Consider the following 20,063-nt stretch of genomic DNA (forward strand, 5'->3'; position numbering starts at 1 on the left):
TTCAATGTAACAATTGATTGATTTTAAAATGTAACAATTTTAAATTATTTGAAAAAATTAAGCCGCAGATTCGCAGATTGTATTAAAAAAATCTGTGAATTTGCGGTGTAAATTTAATAAAGCTTCCAGCCTTTGCAAGGCTAGAAACTTTATTTTTTATTATGGTGCTGGATCAGGAATAATAGCTTGAACTCCATCAATGGCTTTCATTACCTCAGCCGAAAGTGTTACTTGAATCGTGTCGATATTTTCTTTTAATTGTTCAATCGTGGTGGCGCCAATAATAGTACTCGTTACAAAAGGCTGTTGTTCAATAAATGCCAAAGCCAATTGTGTTAAAGTCAATCCGTTTTGTTGGGCAATTTCGTTGTACAAGCGAGTGGCTTCTGCTGATTGCGGACTACTGTAACGTGCCATTTGAGGAAATAAGGCCAATCGAGACGTTGGATGTTGTTGCCCGTTTAAAAATTTACCTGACAAAAGTCCGAAAGCCATAGGAGAATAGGCTAACAAGCCTACCTTTTCGCGTAAGCAAACCTCAGCATTTCCTACTTCAAAAGAACGATTCAATAAAGAATACGGATTTTGAACTGTTTTGATTTTAGGTAAATTATGGTACTTATGCTCTTCCAAGAAGCGCATTAAACCCCATGGCGTCTCATTAGACAATCCAATATGTTTGATTTTTCCCTGTTTTACGAAACCTTCCAAACTTGTCAATACCTCGTGAATATTGTCTTCCCAAGCGTCGTCTTGCGCTTTAAATCCGCGTTGTCCAAAGAAGTTCGCTTTGCGTTCTGGCCAATGCAATTGATAAATATCGACATAATCTGTTTGTAAGCGTTGCAAACTTTGATCCAACGCATACTGAATACTCGCTGGCGAAAAATCAACTTTTTCACGCATATAGGTAAAGGCAGGATTCGGTCCCGCAATTTTTGTAGCCAAAACGACTTGATCACGTTTTCCTGTTTTCTTGAACCAAGTCCCAATAATGCGTTCTGTGCTACCATACGTTTCTTGGCGTCCTGGCACCGAATACATCTCGGCAGTATCAAAAAAATTGACCCCATTGTCTAAAGCATAATCCATTTGGGCGTGACCTTCTGCTTCTGAATTTTGTTCGCCAAAAGTCATGGTGCCTAAACAAATTTTACTGACTTTGATATCGGTATTGAGTATGGTGGTATATTTCATTATTTACGTTGCTTTTTTTGAAAAACAAATATACAAAGGAATGGCAATTGCAATGGCAAAAGTCAGGTTCAATTTCAAAATTCAATCGAATTTAATGTCTTTATCTTTAGTAAAAAAATTATATTTGTTATTACCTAAACTTTAATCCCAAATTAAAAATGAAAACCAACTTCTCTCAATTAGCTCGTTTATTCAGCATCCATTTCAAGGTATGTTTTATTCCGAACATTGCTACCAACTCCTGTTTTGTATTTTAAATATTAGGAATCCATTTGTCAAAAATAAAATAATAATTAAAAAATAGTAACTTTTAAGTTACCTTTGCCATGAAAGTACGTCAAGTTATAGCATACGAAAATCATTTTGAAGAATTTCTTCTTGTGCAAAACAAAAAAGTTCAAGACAAAATATTCAAAATAATTGAAGCCATTGAAACTTTGGAGAGAGTTCCCATAAATTATTTAAAATTGATGGAAGGCACCAATGGACTTTATGAAGCTCGGATTCAATTGGGGACAAATATCTGGAGAGTATTTTGTTTTTTTGATGAGGGAAAATTGGTTATCCTTTTAAACGGCTTTCAAAAGAAAACACAAAAAACATCTAAAGCTGAAATAGCCAAAGCTTTACATTTAATGACTAAATATTATTCAGAAAAAACAAACTCAATATGAAGACGAAAAGTTGGACAACACTAAAAGATGACGTTTATGGTTCAAAAGGAACCGAAAGACGCGATGAATTAGAAAGAGAGTTTCAAGGCTTTAAAATTGGCTTGTTATTGAAAAAAGCCCGAGAAGAAAAACAACTCACTCAAACCGAATTGGGCGATTTAGTTTCCAAAAAAAGAGAATACATTTCAAGAATTGAAAACAACGGAAGTAATCTAACCCTAAAAACGTTGTATGATATTGTTGAAAAAGGTCTTGGAGGTAAAGTAACGATTCAAATTGAAATATAATACTGTTTTAGAACACGAATTATACTGATACTTTGCAACACAGACTAATTCGGATTTCATAAAAACAAAAAAGCCCAACATAATGCTGGGCTTTTTTGTTAAATAAATTTTCGAATCTGCGGTAAATACTTAATTTATCTCATTCAACATTTCTGCAATAGCATCTAATCTTGGCGTTAAGATAATTTCGATACGACGATTTTTAGCCTTCCCTTCCGCTGTTTCATTACTTGCTAATGGGGAGAATTCTCCTCTACCTGCAGCAGTTAAGTTTTGTTTGTTGATTTTTTTGTTTTCGCTCAAAATCCCTACAATTGAAGTAGCTCTTTTAGTTGATAAATCCCAATTATCACCTATAGGTCCTGATGCTGTAAATGCATCATCATCTGTATGTCCTTCAATTAAGACAGCAATATCAGGATTATCCCCTAACACTTTCCCTAATTCAACTACTGCTTTTTTTCCTTCTGAACTTACCGCCCAACTTCCAGAACTAAACAACAATTTATTTTCCATAGAAACGTATACTTTTCCGTTTTTTTGTTCTACAGTCAATCCTTTGCCTTCAAAACTATTTAGTGCTTTAGACAAGGTTTCTTTTAGTTTTTTCATGCTCGCTTCTTTAGCTGCAATCATATCTTCTAGTTCTTGCAAACGTTGGGCATTTTTGCTTAATTTCTCTTGTTCTAAAGCTAAAGCTTTTGCTTTTTCATCCAACTCATCCAGCAATTCACGATTTTTCTTCATGTTGCTTTCTAAGGATTCGTTGCTATTTTTTTCGAGTGCCGCGTAAGACTCTTCTAACGCCTTGTACTTATCAAGATTTGCTTCGTGTTCTGCTTTCAGTTTAGTGTAATCCGATTTCAATTTGTCTAAATCTGTTTTTAGAGCTGCGCCATCTAATTCCAATTGATTTTTAGCTTTCGCTAAAGCGGCATTTTCGTCAGCAAGCGTTCTATTTTCTTTTTTTAAATCAGTGTATTTACTTTCTAAATCGGTATAGATTTTTTTAGACACACAAGACGTGCTTAGCGCCAATACTAACAATCCGATGGAAATTTTTTTGATCATAATAAATGGGGTTTATATTGTATTTATAACTTAAACTATATTTTTTTTTTATTGCAAAGCCATAGCCCTGATAGAAGCGATATCCTTTTTATAATGGAGGCTGAGGCACTCGAAGCCGAAATTTATAAAAAGATAAAGCGTATAGCAGGAAATAGCTCCCAACAAAGCTACTCAATTTCTACCAAAATCGGACAATGATCCGAATGTTTGGCTTCGGGCAAAATTAAAGCGCGTTTGATTCTATTTTTTAATGGTTCGCTAACCAAACAATAATCAATACGCCATCCTTTATTATTCAATCTCGCTGTTGGAAAACGCATGGTCCACCAAGTATAATTATCCGGTTCTTTATTTAAAAAACGAAAACTATCAATGAAGCCACTTTTCAAAAAATTATCCAACCACATTCGTTCAGCAGGCAAAAATCCAGATACATTTTTATTGCGAATAGGGTCGTGAATATCAATGGCTTCATGGCAAATATTATAATCGCCACAAATCACTAAATTAGGAACATCCTTCTTTATTTCATTAATGTAGTTTTGAAAATCATCCATGTACATGAACTTGTGATCCAATCGCTCTGCATTAGTTCCAGACGGAAGGTACAAACTCATCACCGAGACATCATCAAAGTCCACACGGATGTTACGTCCTTCAAAATCCATATGCTCGATTCCGGTGCCGAAAACAATGTTATTGGGTTTTATTTTAGATAAAATGGCCACTCCACTGTACCCTTTTTTGGTAGCTGGAAACCAATAATGATAAGGGTAACCTGCTAATTCAATGTCTAAAGTTGGCACTTGATCGGCTTGTGCTTTAATTTCTTGGAAACAAATGACGTCTGGATTGGCTTGTTGCAACCATTCGAGTAGTCCTTTAGAAATTGCTGCGCGAATTCCGTTGACATTATAGGAGATGATTTTCATAGAAATAGTACGTTTTTTTATTGTTTAAAGAAGCATAAATGGGTTCCCAAATGTAATAAAAAAGTAGAAGTTTGCCTTGTAAAATTCAGAAAATGGACTTTTTTGTTATCTTTGTCACTTGCCTCAAATACAAAAAAACTATGGGTTTAGTAACTGCTAAAGAAGTTGCGAAAGCAATCAACGCCGATAAATACGGATTCTTGGGGACTTTTTCAGGCTGGTTGCTGATGAAAGTGCTAAAGATATCTGAGTTAAATAACGTTTATGACAGAAACAAACACCTAAGCGAAGTCGCTTTTTTGAATGGTGTATTGGACGACTTGCAAATCAAATTTGAAATACCTGAAGAGGATTTAAAACGTATCCCAAAAGAAGGACCTTATATTACTATTTCTAATCATCCTCTAGGGGGTATTGACGGCGTTTTATTGTTGAAATTAATGCTTGAAAGAGAACCTAATTTTAAGATTATAGCTAACTTCTTGTTGCACCGAATCGAGCCCTTAAAAAAATACATCATGCCTGTGAATCCTTTTGAAAATCATAAGGATGCTAAATCAAGCGTGGTGGGAATTAAAGAAACATTACGCCATTTAAGTGATGGAAAACCTTTAGGGATTTTCCCTGCGGGAGAAGTTTCGAGCTATAAAGATGGAAAATTAATGGTAGACAAACCTTGGGAAGAAGGCGCTATTAAAGTCATTCGTAAAGGTCAAGTCCCTGTCGTTCCCATTTACTTTCACGCCAAAAATAGCGGCTTATTTTACATCCTTTCAAAAATCAGTGGCACTTTGCGAACTGCTAAATTACCTTCGGAAGTATTCAGTCAAAAGCGTCGTATTATTAAAGTGCGTATTGGTAAACCTATTTCGGTTGCTGAACAAAACGAATATGAAACATTGGAAGATTTCTCTGAATTTTTGAGAAAGAAAACTTATATGTTGGCTAATCCATTCGAGAAAAAAAATAAATTCTTAAAAACGGTTAGTCTTAACCCTACAAAGAAAAATCAAAAAGAAATTGTAACCCCTGCCAGTACAGAAAAAATGATTGCCGAAGTGGATGCTTTAAGAGCTTCTGACGCTCGGTTGTTACAAAGTAAAAACTACGAAGTGTTTTTTACAAAGGCCGATAAAATTCCAAATGTGTTACATGAATTAGGTCGTTTGAGAGAAATAACTTTTAGAGAAGTAGGCGAAGGGACCAATGAATCCATCGATTTAGACCAATACGATCAATACTACCACCATCTTTTTTTATGGGATGACGACGCCAAAAAATTAGCCGGTGCTTACCGAATGGGACTAGGTAGGGAAATTTATCCGAAATACGGAATGAATGGTTTTTACCTCAATAGTCTGTTCCGTTTTGAACCTGAATTACACGATATGATGAGCAAATCCATCGAAATGGGAAGGGCTTTCATAATTAAAGAATACCAACAAAGACCAATGCCGTTGTTCTTGTTGTGGCGCGGAATCATTCATACTACTTTACATTATCCAGAACATAAATTCTTATTGGGTGGAGTGAGTATCAGTAACCAATTCTCTGATTTTTCCAAATCATTGATGATTGAATTCATGAAATCGCATTATTACGACCCATATATTGCGCAGTACATTCACCCTAAAAAAGAGTACAAGGTAAAATTAAAAGACGCCGACAAAGATTTTGTTTTCAATGAAACAGAAGCCGATTTGAATAAATTCGACAAAGTAATTGACGAGTTAGAACCTGGAAGTTTACGTTTGCCTGTTTTAATTAAAAAATACATCAAACAAAATGCGCGTTTGGTAGCCTTTAATGTAGATCCATTGTTTAATGATGCTATTGACGGATTGATTTACCTAAGAATCTCGGATATTCCTGAAAGCACTATGAAACCTGTCATGGAAGAATACCAAGCCGAATTAGAACGAAAATCCAACGAGAAAGAAGAGTAAATAAAAAATCCCGAATTCAGAATTCGGGATTTTGTTTTTTTATTAAAACCAAGTTTTTTTACCTACTTGATACGTTTGATAAAAGTCTTCATCTGATTTAGTCAAATAAATAATTCCCTCAATTAGTCCTACTATACCTGCAAATCCGCAAGTCACAATAGTAAGGATTATTTGAATTATTCCAGCTTGTGTATAGCCTAAAATAAATTTGTGAATCCCCAGGGAGCCTAATAAAATTGCTAAAATTCCCGACACTACTTTTTTGTTTTCGGGTTTCGGATTTACTTGGGTAGTAAAATCTCCGTTTGAATTGTTTTCCATAATTAAGATTTGGTTAATGATTAATAATTATAAAAATAATTAAAAATTACAATCAAAAAACAAAACCAAATATAAAAATCTAAAACCAGTGTTTTTGCCCAACTTGATAGGTTTGATAAAACTCCTCGTCTGATTTTGTTAAATAGATAATTCCTTCTATCAAACCAAATATAGAAGTAAGCACGCAACAACTACAAATACTTAAAATTAGCCAAAGTATTCCTGTTCCTGTATATCCTAAGTAGAATTTGTGCACTCCTAGAGGACCTAATAAAATGGCAAAAATACCACAAGCTACTTTTTTATTGTTTTGAAATTGGGGTGTTGGAGTATTCCAAGCTTCGTGTTTTACAGTTTCCATACACTAGTGTTTAATTATGAATAAAGGGCTTTTATTTTATCGACAATCACTTGCGCCAATCGTTCATGACTTTCAAAGGTCCAACCTGCGATGTGAGGAGTCAAAATAACATTTTTGGCGTTAAGCAAATACTGAAAAGCTTCGGGTGTCGTTGCGTCTTGGAACAAGGTTTCAAATGATAGTTTTTCATATTCCAACACATCTAGTCCAGCACCTAGTACTTTTCCTGATTGTAAAGCAGCAACTAAATCAGCTGTGATAATATTTTTCCCACGCGAAGTATTAATGATCCAAATTGGCTTCGCGAATCCATTTATGAAATCTGCGCTCACCATTTTATCCGTTTCGGGAGTCCAAGGAAGGTGCAAACTTAAGACATCTACTTTCTCTTGAAATTCAGTAAAATGGACTTGTCGGGCATTGGCATCACCAACATTTTCTTGAATATCATAACACAAAACGTCCACATCAAACCCACGAAGTTTTTTGGCGAAAGCCTTGCCCATATTTCCGTAACCAATAATTCCAACCGTTTTACCGTCTAATTCGTGTCCGCGATTGCTTTCTCGGTTCCAGTGTCCCGCGCGAATCTCAGCATCAGCTTGATTGAGATTATTAAATAATGACAAAATCATACCCAAACTGTGTTCAGCAACTGCATTACGATTTCCTTCGGGAGCAGCAATCAGGGCAATGTTTTTGGATTGGGCGTACTCACAATCAATACTTTCCAATCCTGCACCCACTCGAGCTATGAATTGCAAATTAGTAGCTTTATCTAAAAACGTTTGGTCAATTTTAAATCGGCTACGAATAACAATCCCTTGGTAATGGTGTATTTTAGCTTCAATATCCGCTTTAGATGACGTAAAATCTTCATGATTCACGAAACCCGCTTGTTCCAATTGGTCCCAAAGCAAAGGATGATTACTGTCGATATGAAGAATGTGTACTGCCATTACTAATTTCTGTTTACTAGTAACAAATTAACAAAAAAATTAGTGTAAAATGCGTAAATTGCAATCTTAATTCCAATCCATGTACATGAAAACTACCCGCCTATTTAAAGATTTTTTCGAAAGTGAAAAAGCTGGAGGACTTCTATTACTATTGGTTACTTTGGTTTCCTTAGCATTAGCAAATTCTCCAATACAATCCAGCTATATCAATTTTTGGGAAACACAAATAGGACATCATTCCATCACGCATTGGATTAATGATGGATTGATGACGATTTTCTTCTTACTCATCGGATTGGAATTGGAACGCGAAATGTATGGTGGTGAATTGTCTGATATAAGAAATGCAACTTTACCTATTTTTGGAGCACTTGGCGGAATGATTGTCCCTGCAGGACTATTTTTAGCATTCAATTGGGGTACGATAACACAAAACGGTGCCGGAATTCCAATGGCTACCGACATCGCTTTTGCCATTGGGATCTTATCTCTTTTGGGCAATCGAGTGCCAACTTCCTTAAAAATATTCTTAACCGCTTTGGCAGTCATTGACGACTTAGGCGCTATTCTTGTGATTGCCCTTTTTTATACAGAAACAATCTCTTTTCTGTATTTAGGTATGGCGTTTGGTGTCATGGGAATACTATTTATCCTTAATAGAAAAAATGTACACAGCCTGTTTCCGTATCTTATTGGTGGCGCTATAATGTGGTATTGCATGCTGAATTCAGGCGTTCATGCTACGATAACGGGTGTGCTTTTAGCCTTTGTTATTCCGTATGGAAATGGCGGCAAAAAAACCTCTTCTTACCGATTGCAACACTTTTTGCACCGCCCAGTAGCCTTTGTTATTCTGCCTTTGTTTGCTATCGCCAATACAGGAATTGCTATTGATAGTAATTGGCACGAAGGTTTAACCCACGCCAATTCTATCGGAATCATGGTAGGTTTGATTGTTGGAAAACCCATCGGTATCACTCTTTTTGCTTTACTCTGCGTGAAATTAGGTATTGGATCACTTCCTAAAGATTTAAAATGGAAACACATTCTCGGAGCCGGAATGCTAGGCGGGATTGGTTTTACGATGTCGATTTTCATTACGCTTTTGGCCTTCAAAAACGATGGCGTAGAAGTAATTACCTATTCTAAAATAGCCATCTTGGTGGCATCGTTTGTCTCAGGAACTTTAGGTTTCTTATGGTTGAAAATGAGTTTGAAGAAATAGACTTTTGGCACACTAATTTTTGAATTAGCACATTTTCACATTAAAAAAATTGCTACATTTGAAAAAGCCCCTGTAACTGCAATAGACCCAAAGTCGCATTCCTTTTACAGATTTTTATAACGAATTAACCCCCTTACACAACTGAGCTGGTAGGTCTCTGTTTTGTAGGAGTCGTTTTTGTATTTTAAAATGAAGAAGTAAAATTTGTTTCTTATTTAGGAAACTTTTACCTTTGACAAGAATAGTATGGAACCCAAATTTAAAGTTGAATTTTTAGACGAAGCTGTCGAATTCATGGAAAGTCTTGATGAAAAAACAAGAGCAAAAATTTATTACAACATAAAATTGTCACAATATAAAAATGACACTGAATTACTTAAAAAATTAAACGATACCATTTGGGAATTCAGAACTTTATATAATAAAACATATTATAGATTTTTTGCTTTTTGGGATAAAACCAATAAACACGAAACCTTGGTTATTGCCACTCATGGAATTGAAAAAAAAACTGGAAAAACTCCTAAAAACGAAATTTTGAAAGCCGAAAATTTAAGAACTATTTATTTTGAATTATAAAAGCAAAAAAATGGAAAATAGAAAATTGAAAACAACAAGTTTAGAAGTTTTAATTGATAAACATATTGGAAAAAAAGGCACAAAAAAGCGAGACGAATTTGAAAATGAATTGCGCCTTGACTTAGTGGGCCAAGCCATTAAACAAGCCAGACAAGAACGCAACTTAACTCAAGAACAACTGGGTGAATTAGTTGGTGTAAAAAAAGCACAAATTTCAAAAATTGAGAACAGCACTACCGATGCACGATTTGAAACCATCCTTAAAGTTTTCAAAGCATTAAACGCTAAAGTGAGTTTTAATGTCGAGTTATTGAATGAACATTTGATAATTGAATAAAACCCTCATTTTCAAATTTTCAAATTAGCACATTTTCACATTAAAAAAATTGCTACATTTGAAAAGCCCCTGTAACCGCAATAGACCCCAAGTCATTTCCTTTACAGCTATTTGTTTTAAAAAAGTTCCCAAATTGGGAAATTATTAATACCTTTGTAAAAATAGTGAGAGTAATAGCCAAAAAAATATTGAGAGACTTTTGGGAAGTCCATGCAGATTGCGAACAACAACTAAAATCTTGGTTTAGGGAAACTAGCAAAGCAGAATGGACAAATCCAAGCCAGATAAAAAGCGAATATCCCAGTGCCAGTATTTTAAACGACAATCGTGTAGTCTTCAATATCAAAGGAAATAAATACCGACTAATCGTTAAAATCAACTTTGAATACGAAATGGTTTGGATTCGATTTATTGGAACACACAAAGAATACGATGCAATTAATGCTACTACGATTTAAATAAGAAGTATGGAAATCAAACTTATTAAAACAGAAAACGATTACAACCAAGCTTTAGAGCGATTGGAAGTAGTATTTGACGCCAAAAAAGGAACTCCTGAAGGCGACGAATTGGAGCTTTTAAGCATTCTAATTGAACAATATGAAAACACTCATTTTCCAATTGATATGCCTGACCCTATTGAGGCTATAAAATTCAGAATGGAACAAATGGGCTACAATCAAAATGATCTAGCTAAAATCATTGGTCTTAAAAGCCGCGCTAGTGAAATTTTAAGTAAAAAAAGAAAGTTGTCTTTGGAAATGATTCGACAATTACACACCAGCTTGCACATTCCCACTGATGTGCTGATTCAAAACTACTAACCCCCCATTTACAAATTTTCAAATTAGTACATTTTCACATTAAAAAAATTGCTACATTTGAAAAGCCCTAAAAACTGCATTGGATTCCAAATCAATTTCCTTTACAGATTTTATTAATTGCAAACAGCTGAAATCGTTTGTTGACACTTTTATGGGCTAATTGCGCTTATAAACGAGTTATGCCTCAGCTTGGAGAACGAAAATCGAGGCGATTTAATTTCAATATAAAAATATGAATAATTCAAAACCAAAACAACCAGTTACTTCAGGTGCAGTAATTTTTACTATTGCATTTTTCTTTATCATTTTTTTAGTGTTTAAGTGTTCTTGTTCCCAAACAGAGGAGCAAGTTTCAAAGAACAAAGAACAAAATTCAAAGATAACAGCTTTGACAGCAGCACAAGAAGAAGTTAAATCAAGATTAAAATCTCCATCTAGCGCTAATTTCCCTTGGGGAATAGATTGTGTTACTAAAATTAGTGACAATACTTATGTAATTAATAGTTATGTGGATTCTCAAAATAGCTTTGGAGCAATGTTAAGAACCAATTTTACTTGTCAAATAACTTTAAATGATAATGATACATATACTTGTAATAGTGTTGAATTACTTGAATAATAAATTATTATTAATTTAAATCAAAAATCAATTAAGGATGAAACAAAATAATGTTGGAAAAAACAAAATAAATAATGTTTTAGATTTTATGGAAAAACCTTTTTTCAAAAACTTACCAAAACAAAAAGAAGTATATCCAATAATCACTTTAGAAAATCCTGTACATAAAACTAATAAAACTATTGAAGAACTAAAAGAAATAGTTGAACAACAAATTGTTAATGCTGAAAAGCAAGAAAAAAACAATAAATTTTTAACTAAATTAACCATATTTATAGCTATTATTAGTTTATTAATCCAATTTGTCTCAATGTTTTCGCCAAATGAGGAAGAGTTAACCTTATCCAAAAAAGTATTAAAAATATCCAAAGACAACTTTCTGAATCAAGCGAAAATTTTAAAGTTGGAAAACAAAATACTGAAAACCGAAAATACTACCGAAAAAGAAAAAAAGTTGCCATAATAATTAATTTAAACTTGTGTTTCACTTAATTACAGTGGAAACACGAAATCGAATAATAAAAAGCCGAAGGCATAATAGGAATTTGGCAATATTGCGTATTTTATTGTAAGTTCACGTTTGCATTTCGCAAACATTAATATCTTTTGGAAAATAAACGGTTATAAACTTCGCAACATCGCCAAGCGAAGTAACCTTGGCAATCAGTTTAGCGCATAATAGAAGAATACCGTAGGTTAAAAATAATTACAATTCTTAAAATTATACAAATAAAAAATAATTAAGTTAGTATAAAACTCTTAAATATGTATATCCCTAAATATTGTTTACTCATAATTTTTATAGTAGTCTTTATGATTTTACTTTTAAAATATAAATTAAAACCTTATATATCAATTTTAAGTGTCATAAAAAGGGTCTTTATGAATCACACATATATTTTATTATTGTTTTTTCCATTAATTATTATTCTTAACAAAAGTTTTATTTCACCTAGTGAATATAAAAATAATGAATTTGTAAAGTTTATACTTAATGACGAATTTCTTAAAAATTTATCATATGCTTTTGTTATAACTGGTAGTGGTATTGGAGCTGCTAAATATCTTGGGAATTTACATTATTTCAAAAATCAAATTGATAGTGTGTTAAGTTCTGATAAATTTCAAAATATCCTGTTTGAAAAAATATCTGAAGCAAATTTTTCTCCCGAATATCTTTCAAATTTAAGTAATATTGATAAAAAATGGAAGGCATTAACCTTATGTAAGTATCAGAAAAAATTTCCTGAATTAATGCCTAAAATTGAACCGCTTTTAGAAAACGAATTATTTAAAGATAATAATCTTGTTTGCTATTATAACAACTTTAGAATATTAATCGAAATTGAATTATTAGAAAACAATATTGTAAAAGTTATCGAAAAAAACTTTTTTTATGTTAAGCCAACTTCAAACGAAAAAGTACCTCTAACATTTTCAATAAGCTCAATACCAGATGATTTAAACGAAAAAACATATACAAAATTAGATGAAGATAATACTAAAATTGATAACGTAAGTTTAAAAGAGTTAAAAGCTAATGATAATGACTTTTTAAAAGAAATTATTTGTAATACGGCAGATAATAACAATCAAAATTATACACTTAATTTGGAAGGAAAAGACACTTATTATATTGAAAGAGTAATTGAAATGAGGCAAGATTTAAGTATAGACCGTCTATCTTCATTTTCAAGTAGTAAAATAATTGACCATTTGAATATTGAAATAAAAACTTGTAAAAAAACAGATATTTTTTTCAGTGGTGCTGAAAAAAATCAATTTAAAAAAGATAATTTTCAAAATAATAAAAATCATTATATTAAAGATAGTCCATCTTTGCCAGGAGATATTTATAATATATTTATATTCAAAAAAGATGAGCGTATTTAATTAATTATATATATATTTGTCAAATAACAATTTAAATAAAAAATTATGAAAACAACTAAATCACTTGCACTAGGCAAAACAGGAGTTTAGATTAATTATCAATAATAAAAAAATGCCATTCTAAATTAGAATGGCATTTTACTTTAATAGTTTTCAAAACATATGAAAAAAGTAACCCCCAGCTATGCAAAGTCACCTGACTTTGTAGATTATAATAATAGAACTAACCTATTTAAATTATTAAAAACAATAAAGGTCGCTATTAAAAACTACCTTTACCCCTTAATCTGTTGCAAAGACGTTTTAATTCCTCTGATCAAAGACGAACTAAATCCGTGCATTTCCATTTCGTTCAAACCAGCAATGGTACAGCCTTGAGGTGTGGTTACTCGGTCAATTAATTGTTCAGGATGGGTTTTTTCTTCTAATAGCATTTCGGCAGCGCCTTTAACCGTTTGGGCTGAAATCGCCAAAGCCGTTTGCCAGTCAAATCCAATTTCGATTCCGGCCTGCATCGACGCACGAATGTAACGCAAAGCAAATGCGGTTCCACTGGCTGCTAAGACAGTTGCAGCATCCATTAATTTTTCGTCAATGATAGGTGCTGTTCCTAGACCTTCAAAAAGAGCTACAACTTGTTGAGCCGCTTCTTTATTAGTTTCTTGAAACGCAATACAAGTTGCTGAAGCACCAAATTGCGATGCAATATTCGGCATGATGCGCACGGCTTGGTGGGTTTCGCCAATTTTATTTTGCAGGTTTTCTATAGACAATCCACTCACTGCCGAAGCAATGGTTTTATTGGCAATTACAGGCAAAATTTCTTCCAATACCGTATCGACTTGGTACGGTTTGATGGTCAAAATAATAATATCTGCGTTTGGGATATTGTGTTTGTTGTCTTTTGAAACCGTAACGCCTAATTGCTCTAGATGTAGAATATTAGTCGTGTTTCTTCGGGTTACAGTAACTTGATTGCCAGTAGTAAATTTAGCAATCCCAATAGCGATAGAGGCTCCTAAGTTACCTCCGCCAATAATGTGTACGTTCATGTTGTGTAGTTATAGTAGTTGTGTTGTGTTGTTGTGTTTGGATTTTTAATTTAAAATCCTAAAATCATTTTGGCAATAGAAAAATAAATTAGAATTCCGCAAATGTCATTGCTTGTTGTGATGAATGGGCCTGTAGCCAAGGCGGGATCTATTCCAAATTTATCCAATAATAAGGGTATAAATGTACCTATTAACGAAGCAATAATAATAACCGAAATCAATGCTACGGTTACAATAACACCAATAATAATTTCAACATTTAATAGATAATGACTGCCTATAAATAAAATTGTAGCCAAGATTACTCCGTTAAGTAAACTCAAAGCTACTTCTTTAATTAAACGATTGAACAAAGAACCGCTCAAAGTGTTGTTAGCCAAACCTTGCACAATGATAGCCGAAGATTGTACGCCAACATTTCCAGCCATCGCGGCAATCAATGGCGTAAAGAAGAATAAATTGCCATGGTTCAACATCGCTCCTTCAAATAAACCCAATACTCTAACTGAAATAAAACCTCCTAAAAGTGCTAAAACCAACCAAGGCAAACGGGCTTTAGTATGATCAAAAATACTATCATCGGCTTCTACGTCTTGGGAGATACCCGCAGCTAACTGGTAATCTTCATCGGCTTCGTCCTTGATTACATCGACGATATCGTCAATGGTAATTCGGCCTACCAAACGCCCCAATTCGTCCACTACCGGAATAGCTTCTAAATCGTATTTTTGCATGATACGCGCCACCTCAACATCTTCGGTATCCACATTTACATAATTCAATTTTCGGATGTACACATCGTTAATTGGTGTTCTGGAAGAAGTAGTCAATAAATCTTTAAGTGACAAACGTCCTTTCAAACGGTCTTCGTCGTCCACCACATAAATAGAATGCACTCTTGAAATATTTTCAGCCTGAATGCGCATTTCTTTGACACAAGTCAATACATTCCAGTTTTCGTTGACCTTAACCAACTCCTTGTGCATGATTCCGCCGGCAGTGTCTTCGTCATAACGAAGCAAATCCACAATATCTTTGGCGTGTTCAACGTCTTGCAATTCCGAAATTACTTCGGCTTTAATATCTTGGGATAACTCGGCAATAATGTCCGCAGCATCGTTCGTTTCTAACTCGTCAAGCTCCTCAGCAATTTCTTTTGGAGAAAGTCGTTTTAGGATATTTTCACGTAAATCGTCCTCTAATTCCAAAAGAATTTCGGCCGTTTTATCACTATCTAAAACTTTAAAAATATAGGTAGCCTGTTCAAAATCAAGCTCATCTAAAACTTCGGCAATATCAGCATGGTGCATATCATTCAACAAAACTTCCAGCTGTTGGTCGTTTTTTGATTGAATGAGTTGCTCTAATTCTTGGATTAGTTCTTTGCTGATTTTAAATTCCATCGGCTTCGATTTTTTGAGTGAGTGCTATAAAGTCTTCAACACTAAGTTGTTCTGGGCGAAGATCTAAAATTGTGTCTTCTCTTAAATTATCTGACAAATTTAAGATTTTTAAACTGTTACGCAAGGTTTTTCTACGTTGCTGAAAGGCAGTTTTTACCACCGTGAAGAATAATTTTTCGCCACAAGGCAAACTAAAGTCTTCTTTACGTCGCAAACGCATAACCCCTGATTTTACTTTTGGTGGCGGATCAAAAACATGTTCATCTACCGTAAACAAGTATTCGGCATGATAAAACGCTTGTGCCAAAACCGATAAAATACCGTAAGCTTTACTTCCTTTTTTCTCGCAAATACGCTGTGCTACTTCCTTTTGAAACATGCCTGAAAACTCTGGGATTTGGTGACGAAATTCCAAAGTTCTAAACACAATTTGCGTCGAAATATTGTATGGAAAATTCCCGATAATAGCGTATTGTTTTCCTTCAAAAACCTCGTTACAATCGTATCGAAGAAAGTCTTTTGAAATGATTTTATCTTTCAATTTCGGATAATTCGAGTCCAAATACGCCACCGATTCCGTATCGATTTCAATTACGTAAGTAGTGGTGGGTTTGTCCAATAAATATTTGGTCAAAACACCCATTCCAGGTCCTATTTCTAACACATCATTGTACCCTTCCAAACTCAACGTATCGGCAATCGCCTTAGCAATGCTTTCGTCTTTTAAGAAATGTTGTCCGAGATGTTTTTTAGCTTTTACTTTTTCCATTGAGTCATTGCGAGGCACTACGCCATCTCGCTGTTTATTTTAATTGTGTTCAGAAATTAGCTCTAGTTCCGTTCTAAAAGCCAGCATTTTTTCGCCAAATAACTGGTAACTTTCTTGACGAAATCGGGGTGCATCTTCTGTATAATATTTTTCTAAAGTCGCTTTACTATCCGTCGTAAATTGGATAGAATAGGTAGTTCCACCCATTTCTTCTTCAATCAAAACTTTCACAATCTTAGCCGAAGAAAATTTCCCTGTCGCCAAAATCGCCGGAATTCGTGTCTGCTGCATCCATTGTAACCATTGGTCTTGAACGCTTTCGTGTATGTTAACTGTTACGTTGTAAAGTATCATTTTTTTCAGTTTATAAGTTTATAGTTTATGGGGTTAATAGTTTATGGGTTATTCTTAACCAAATAAACTAATAAACATATAACCCATTAAACACATAACCTTTTTTACAAATTACTATCTCCTCTTAATTCTCTAAATTTTCGCCTTGCCTCCACAAAATAAATACTGTCTTGGTGGTTGAAAATTATTTTTTCATACAATGGCTTCGCTTTGTCGGGCAATTGCAATTGATTTTTATACAATTCTGCCGAAAAATAAAGTGCTTCATCTACATAAATTCCGTCTGAATGCTGCTCTATTATATTTTGATATTGGGGCAAAGCCAAAGAAAATTCACCTATTTTCTCGTATAATTTACCCAATCGCAACAGAGTAACTGCCTCTATTTCTTGTCCTTTGTATTGTTTCAAAATGGCCTGAAAAGCTTGAATGGCTTCCTGATTTCGATTTTGGTATTCCAAATAATCCGCTTTGGCGAAAGATTTCAATGCCACTTGTGTCGAATCGGCTACGGTATTGTCATTGATGAGCAAAAAATACTCCAAAGCGTCATTGGCAATCAGTTGTGTACTCGCCGATTTCAACTCTTTGAATTGTTTCAACGCCCATTCTAAATCGGTTTTGAAATAACTCGTTTTGGCCGCTTTCAAACTCGCTTCGTGTGCCACGGCATCGTTCTTCAAATCGTTTTCAATTTGCGAATAATACAACAACGCCTGATTGAATTTGGCTTCGTACAACAAAATATCAGCCAATTCCATTTTAGCTTTCGCCATTTCGTATTCATCCAACTGCAATTCCAATGCGGCACGAACAATTGTCTTGCCTGCTTCGGGCTTTTTTAAATTGAATGTCAAAAAATGCGCCTGCATCAGCTGCAAAGATAAGGTAAAAGGACTGATTCCGTATTTCGAAATCAGAGCTGATAATTCTGTTTCAAGATTGGGCCAGTCTTTTTCGGAAGTCGTGTCGATTTTGACTTGCATCAAATACGTATTAGCTTGTACCAACAATTCAATTTCAGAGGTGTTTTCTAAAACAAATTCCAAAATGGTTGTGGCAGTGGTATCGTCTTTCTCATCAATCGCCAATTGTGCCAAATTAATAATGGCATTTAGCGATTCAGGATTGCGTTTGTAAATGGCTTTTTCTTGAATAAAGGCTTTTCCAAATTCTTTTTGCTGGGTGTAAAACCAACTCAAAAATTGGTTCCAATACACATCTTGATTTTTTTGGGTTCGAGTAATTAATGCTTTACGCAAATTGGCCGAAAATCCTGCATCGCCTTCATCAGTCATAAAACGCGAAAATTGATTTTGAATCAAAATTGTACTTTCTTGATGGACAAAAGCCTCGTCTAAGAAAGTACTAATCATCATATCGGTATTGCCTAATTGACCATACAACAAGCCCATTTGGTAGTTGAAATTGAAATTAGGTTGCAGTTGCACTGCCGTTTTATAGGCTTGTAACGCATAGTCCAACAAGACTTTTTTCTCAAAAGAATTGGCAATTCCATACACTTCGTTTGGGTTGGATTTGATTTTAGCCAAGGCTTGTTCAAAATACTTTTGGGCTTTCTCGTCCTGTTGTTGGATTTTGAAATTATAACCCAGTTCTACCAAAAGCGAACTTTGTTTGTACTTGTTCAATCGGGTTTGAATGGCTTTTTCGGCAACCTCAAATTGTTTTAGTTGTTGGTAACAATCAATGGTTCTAATGAAGTATTGGTAATTTTGAGGGACAGATTGTAAAAGTTCTTCGTAACTGATTTTGGCTTTTTCAAAATCGCCTTTGTCGTAATAGTATTGAGCTAATTGCTCATTTTGGGAGAAACCAATTAATGAAAAAAACAAGCTGATATGTAGTAGTAGTTTTTTCATTTAATAATTCTAAATTGGTCTAGAGATTTCGCAAATTCCCTTTAATATTGATCCATTAAGAGATTCATTTGAATCCCTTAATGCTCAAAAAATAGTTAGTTTATAATATCAAACCCACAATACGGACGCAATACTTCTGGAATTACAATCCCTTCTGGTGTTTGGTAGTTTTCTATAATGCCTGCCAAAACTCTTGGCAAGGCCAATGAACTTCCGTTTAAGGTGTGTGCCAATTGGTTTTTTCCGTCTTTGTCTTTAAAACGCAATTTCAAACGGTTCGCTTGGAAAGTCTCAAAATTAGACACAGAAGAAATTTCCAACCAACGATCTTGTGCCGTAGAAAATACTTCAAAGTCATAAGTCAATGCCGAAGTGAATCCCATATCACCACCACACAAACGTAAAATTCTGTAGGGTAATTTTAGTTCTTGCAAAATATTTTTCACATGTTCTACCATCCCGTCTAACGCTTCGTAGGATTTGTCTGGATGCTCTACGCGAACAATTTCTACTTTGTCAAATTGGTGCAAACGGTTCAATCCACGTACATGCGCCCCATAAGAACCCGCCTCACGACGGAAACAAGGCGTGTATGCCGTACACAAAATTGGCAATTCGCTTTCGTTCAAAATCACATCACGAAACAAATTGGTCACCGGAACTTCTGCCGTTGGAATCAAATACAAATCGTCGATAGTCGAATGGTACATTTGCCCTTCTTTATCGGGTAATTGTCCTGTTCCGTAGCCTGATGCTTCATTTACCAAATGCGGCACTTGCATTTCTTTGTAACCTGCTGCGGTATTTTTATCTAAGAAATAGTTGATTAAAGCACGTTGCAAACGCGCTCCTTTTCCTTTGTACACTGGGAAACCAGCTCCTGTAATTTTCACCCCCAACTCAAAGTCGATGATGTCGTATTTTTTTACCAATTCCCAATGCGGTTGCGCTCCTTCGTGCAAAACAGGAATAGTCCCTTCTTCAAAAACGTTTAAGTTTTCTTCTGGGGTTTTTCCTTCCGGAACAATGTCAGCTGGTAAATTAGGTAAGGTGTATAATTTTTGCGTTAATTCTTCGGCTAAAGCTTCTGCTTTCTCCCCCAAATCTTTACTTTTCTCTTTTAAAGCAACGGTCTTTTCTTTTAAAATAGCAGCTTTTGCTTTTTCGCCACCTTTCATCAATTCGCCAATGTCTTTGGACAATTTATTAGATTCGGATAAAGTGTTGTCTAATTCCACTTGGGTAGCACGACGTTGCTCGTCTAATTGAACTACTTCGTTCACAATTTCTTTGGCATCCATGTTTCTTTTTGCCAAAGCTTTGATTACTTTTTCCTGATTCTCTCTAATAAATGCAATTTGTAACATAGCTTGATTT

At 34.5% G+C, this 20,063-nt stretch carries 23 protein-coding genes; 11 read left to right on the top strand and 12 right to left on the bottom strand.

Going from position 1 to position 20,063, the window contains the following annotated elements; genetic code table 11:
• Positions 1 to 159: 159 nt before the first annotated feature.
• Positions 160 to 1,197 (bottom strand): aldo/keto reductase, encoded by a 1,038-nt coding sequence (locus LPC23_RS02115; protein WP_229330712.1) that lies wholly within the window; start codon positions 1,195 to 1,197, stop codon positions 160 to 162.
• Positions 1,198 to 1,523: 326 nt separating this feature from the next.
• Here LPC23_RS02115 and LPC23_RS02120 point away from each other — a divergent pair, with 326 nt between their 5' ends.
• Together LPC23_RS02120 and LPC23_RS02125 are read left to right on the top strand one after the other, a co-directional pair.
• Positions 1,524 to 1,871 carry a type II toxin-antitoxin system RelE/ParE family toxin gene (locus tag LPC23_RS02120; protein ID WP_229330714.1) on the top strand — a complete coding sequence of 116 codons (348 nt, stop codon included), beginning with the start codon at positions 1,524 to 1,526 and terminating at the stop codon, positions 1,869 to 1,871.
• Complete coding sequence (locus LPC23_RS02125) at positions 1,868 to 2,158, top strand: helix-turn-helix transcriptional regulator (protein ID WP_229330716.1); 291 nt, start codon at positions 1,868 to 1,870, stop codon at positions 2,156 to 2,158. The genes LPC23_RS02120 and LPC23_RS02125 overlap by 4 nt, the downstream gene beginning before the upstream one ends.
• Positions 2,159 to 2,287: 129 nt before the next feature.
• Here LPC23_RS02125 and LPC23_RS02130 read toward each other — a convergent pair whose 3' ends face one another.
• Both LPC23_RS02130 and LPC23_RS02135 read right to left on the bottom strand, forming a co-directional pair.
• Positions 2,288 to 3,229 carry an OmpA/MotB family protein gene (locus LPC23_RS02130; protein ID WP_229330718.1) on the bottom strand — a complete coding sequence of 314 codons (942 nt, stop codon included), beginning with the start codon at positions 3,227 to 3,229 and terminating at the stop codon, positions 2,288 to 2,290.
• 167 nt (positions 3,230 to 3,396) lie between these two features.
• Complete coding sequence (locus tag LPC23_RS02135) at positions 3,397 to 4,161, bottom strand: exodeoxyribonuclease III (RefSeq protein WP_229330721.1); 765 nt, start codon at positions 4,159 to 4,161, stop codon at positions 3,397 to 3,399.
• A 140-nt stretch (positions 4,162 to 4,301) separates the two neighbouring features.
• Here LPC23_RS02135 and LPC23_RS02140 point away from each other — a divergent pair, with 140 nt between their 5' ends.
• The gene (locus LPC23_RS02140) at positions 4,302 to 6,107 is read left to right on the top strand and encodes a GNAT family N-acyltransferase (RefSeq protein ID WP_229330723.1); all 1,806 of its coding nucleotides are present in this window, start codon (positions 4,302 to 4,304) and stop codon (positions 6,105 to 6,107) included.
• A 42-nt stretch (positions 6,108 to 6,149) separates the two neighbouring features.
• Here LPC23_RS02140 and LPC23_RS02145 read toward each other — a convergent pair whose 3' ends face one another.
• The 3 genes from LPC23_RS02145 to LPC23_RS02155 all read right to left on the bottom strand — a co-directional run bounded on the left by LPC23_RS02145 (position 6,150) and on the right by LPC23_RS02155 (position 7,748).
• Positions 6,150 to 6,428, bottom strand: a complete 279-nt coding sequence (locus LPC23_RS02145) for a TM2 domain-containing protein (RefSeq protein ID WP_229330725.1) — start codon at positions 6,426 to 6,428, stop codon at positions 6,150 to 6,152.
• A 79-nt stretch (positions 6,429 to 6,507) separates the two neighbouring features.
• Positions 6,508 to 6,789 carry a TM2 domain-containing protein gene (locus tag LPC23_RS02150; RefSeq protein ID WP_229330727.1) on the bottom strand — a complete coding sequence of 94 codons (282 nt, stop codon included), beginning with the start codon at positions 6,787 to 6,789 and terminating at the stop codon, positions 6,508 to 6,510.
• Positions 6,790 to 6,803: 14 nt separating this feature from the next.
• A complete protein-coding gene (locus LPC23_RS02155) occupies positions 6,804 to 7,748 on the bottom strand; it encodes a 2-hydroxyacid dehydrogenase (protein WP_229330728.1) in 945 nt (314 codons plus the stop codon).
• An 85-nt stretch (positions 7,749 to 7,833) separates the two neighbouring features.
• Here LPC23_RS02155 and nhaA point away from each other — a divergent pair, with 85 nt between their 5' ends.
• The 8 genes from nhaA (at position 7,834) to LPC23_RS02195 (ending at position 13,225) form a co-directional block, all read left to right on the top strand.
• Positions 7,834 to 8,973, top strand: coding sequence for a Na+/H+ antiporter NhaA (gene nhaA / locus LPC23_RS02160; protein ID WP_229330730.1), 1,140 nt, complete (start codon positions 7,834 to 7,836; stop codon positions 8,971 to 8,973).
• 246 nt (positions 8,974 to 9,219) lie between these two features.
• Positions 9,220 to 9,552: a type II toxin-antitoxin system RelE/ParE family toxin gene (locus tag LPC23_RS02165; protein WP_229330732.1), complete on the top strand. Its 333-nt coding sequence runs from the start codon at positions 9,220 to 9,222 to the stop codon at positions 9,550 to 9,552.
• A gap of 25 nt (positions 9,553 to 9,577) precedes the next feature.
• Complete coding sequence (locus LPC23_RS02170) at positions 9,578 to 9,889, top strand: helix-turn-helix domain-containing protein (protein WP_420842317.1); 312 nt, start codon at positions 9,578 to 9,580, stop codon at positions 9,887 to 9,889.
• A gap of 164 nt (positions 9,890 to 10,053) precedes the next feature.
• Complete coding sequence (locus LPC23_RS02175; protein ID WP_229330737.1) at positions 10,054 to 10,347, top strand: type II toxin-antitoxin system HigB family toxin; 294 nt, start codon at positions 10,054 to 10,056, stop codon at positions 10,345 to 10,347.
• Between the two features lie 9 nt (positions 10,348 to 10,356).
• The gene (locus tag LPC23_RS02180) at positions 10,357 to 10,713 is read left to right on the top strand and encodes a helix-turn-helix domain-containing protein (protein ID WP_229330739.1); all 357 of its coding nucleotides are present in this window, start codon (positions 10,357 to 10,359) and stop codon (positions 10,711 to 10,713) included.
• Between the two features lie 232 nt (positions 10,714 to 10,945).
• Positions 10,946 to 11,332: a hypothetical protein gene (locus LPC23_RS02185; RefSeq protein WP_229330741.1), complete on the top strand. Its 387-nt coding sequence runs from the start codon at positions 10,946 to 10,948 to the stop codon at positions 11,330 to 11,332.
• 37 nt (positions 11,333 to 11,369) lie between these two features.
• Positions 11,370 to 11,795, top strand: a complete 426-nt coding sequence (locus tag LPC23_RS02190; RefSeq protein ID WP_229330742.1) for a hypothetical protein — start codon at positions 11,370 to 11,372, stop codon at positions 11,793 to 11,795.
• Positions 11,796 to 12,214: 419 nt separating this feature from the next.
• A complete protein-coding gene (locus LPC23_RS02195) occupies positions 12,215 to 13,225 on the top strand; it encodes a hypothetical protein (protein ID WP_229330744.1) in 1,011 nt (336 codons plus the stop codon).
• Between the two features lie 275 nt (positions 13,226 to 13,500).
• Here the strand turns inward: LPC23_RS02195 and proC are convergent, their stop codons facing one another.
• The 6 genes from proC to serS all read right to left on the bottom strand — a co-directional run bounded on the left by proC (position 13,501) and on the right by serS (position 20,053).
• Complete coding sequence (gene proC, locus LPC23_RS02200) at positions 13,501 to 14,277, bottom strand: pyrroline-5-carboxylate reductase (protein ID WP_229330745.1); 777 nt, start codon at positions 14,275 to 14,277, stop codon at positions 13,501 to 13,503.
• 50 nt (positions 14,278 to 14,327) lie between these two features.
• A complete protein-coding gene (gene mgtE / locus LPC23_RS02205) occupies positions 14,328 to 15,680 on the bottom strand; it encodes a magnesium transporter (RefSeq protein WP_229326094.1) in 1,353 nt (450 codons plus the stop codon).
• Positions 15,670 to 16,449, bottom strand: coding sequence for a 16S rRNA (adenine(1518)-N(6)/adenine(1519)-N(6))-dimethyltransferase RsmA (gene rsmA / locus LPC23_RS02210; RefSeq protein WP_229330747.1), 780 nt, complete (start codon positions 16,447 to 16,449; stop codon positions 15,670 to 15,672). The genes mgtE and rsmA overlap by 11 nt, the downstream gene beginning before the upstream one ends.
• A 39-nt stretch (positions 16,450 to 16,488) precedes the next feature.
• Positions 16,489 to 16,803 carry a DUF4286 family protein gene (locus tag LPC23_RS02215; protein WP_229326098.1) on the bottom strand — a complete coding sequence of 105 codons (315 nt, stop codon included), beginning with the start codon at positions 16,801 to 16,803 and terminating at the stop codon, positions 16,489 to 16,491.
• Between the two features lie 104 nt (positions 16,804 to 16,907).
• Positions 16,908 to 18,686 (bottom strand): tetratricopeptide repeat protein, encoded by a 1,779-nt coding sequence (locus LPC23_RS02220; RefSeq protein WP_229330749.1) that lies wholly within the window; start codon positions 18,684 to 18,686, stop codon positions 16,908 to 16,910.
• 95 nt (positions 18,687 to 18,781) lie between these two features.
• Entirely contained in the window at positions 18,782 to 20,053 is a 1,272-nt protein-coding gene (gene serS / locus LPC23_RS02225; RefSeq protein WP_229330751.1) for a serine--tRNA ligase, read from the bottom strand.
• Between the last annotated feature and the right edge of the window lie 10 nt (positions 20,054 to 20,063).

Source organism: Flavobacterium ammonificans (assembly GCF_020885975.1).
Taxonomy (GTDB): Bacteria; Bacteroidota; Bacteroidia; order Flavobacteriales; family Flavobacteriaceae; genus Flavobacterium; species Flavobacterium ammonificans.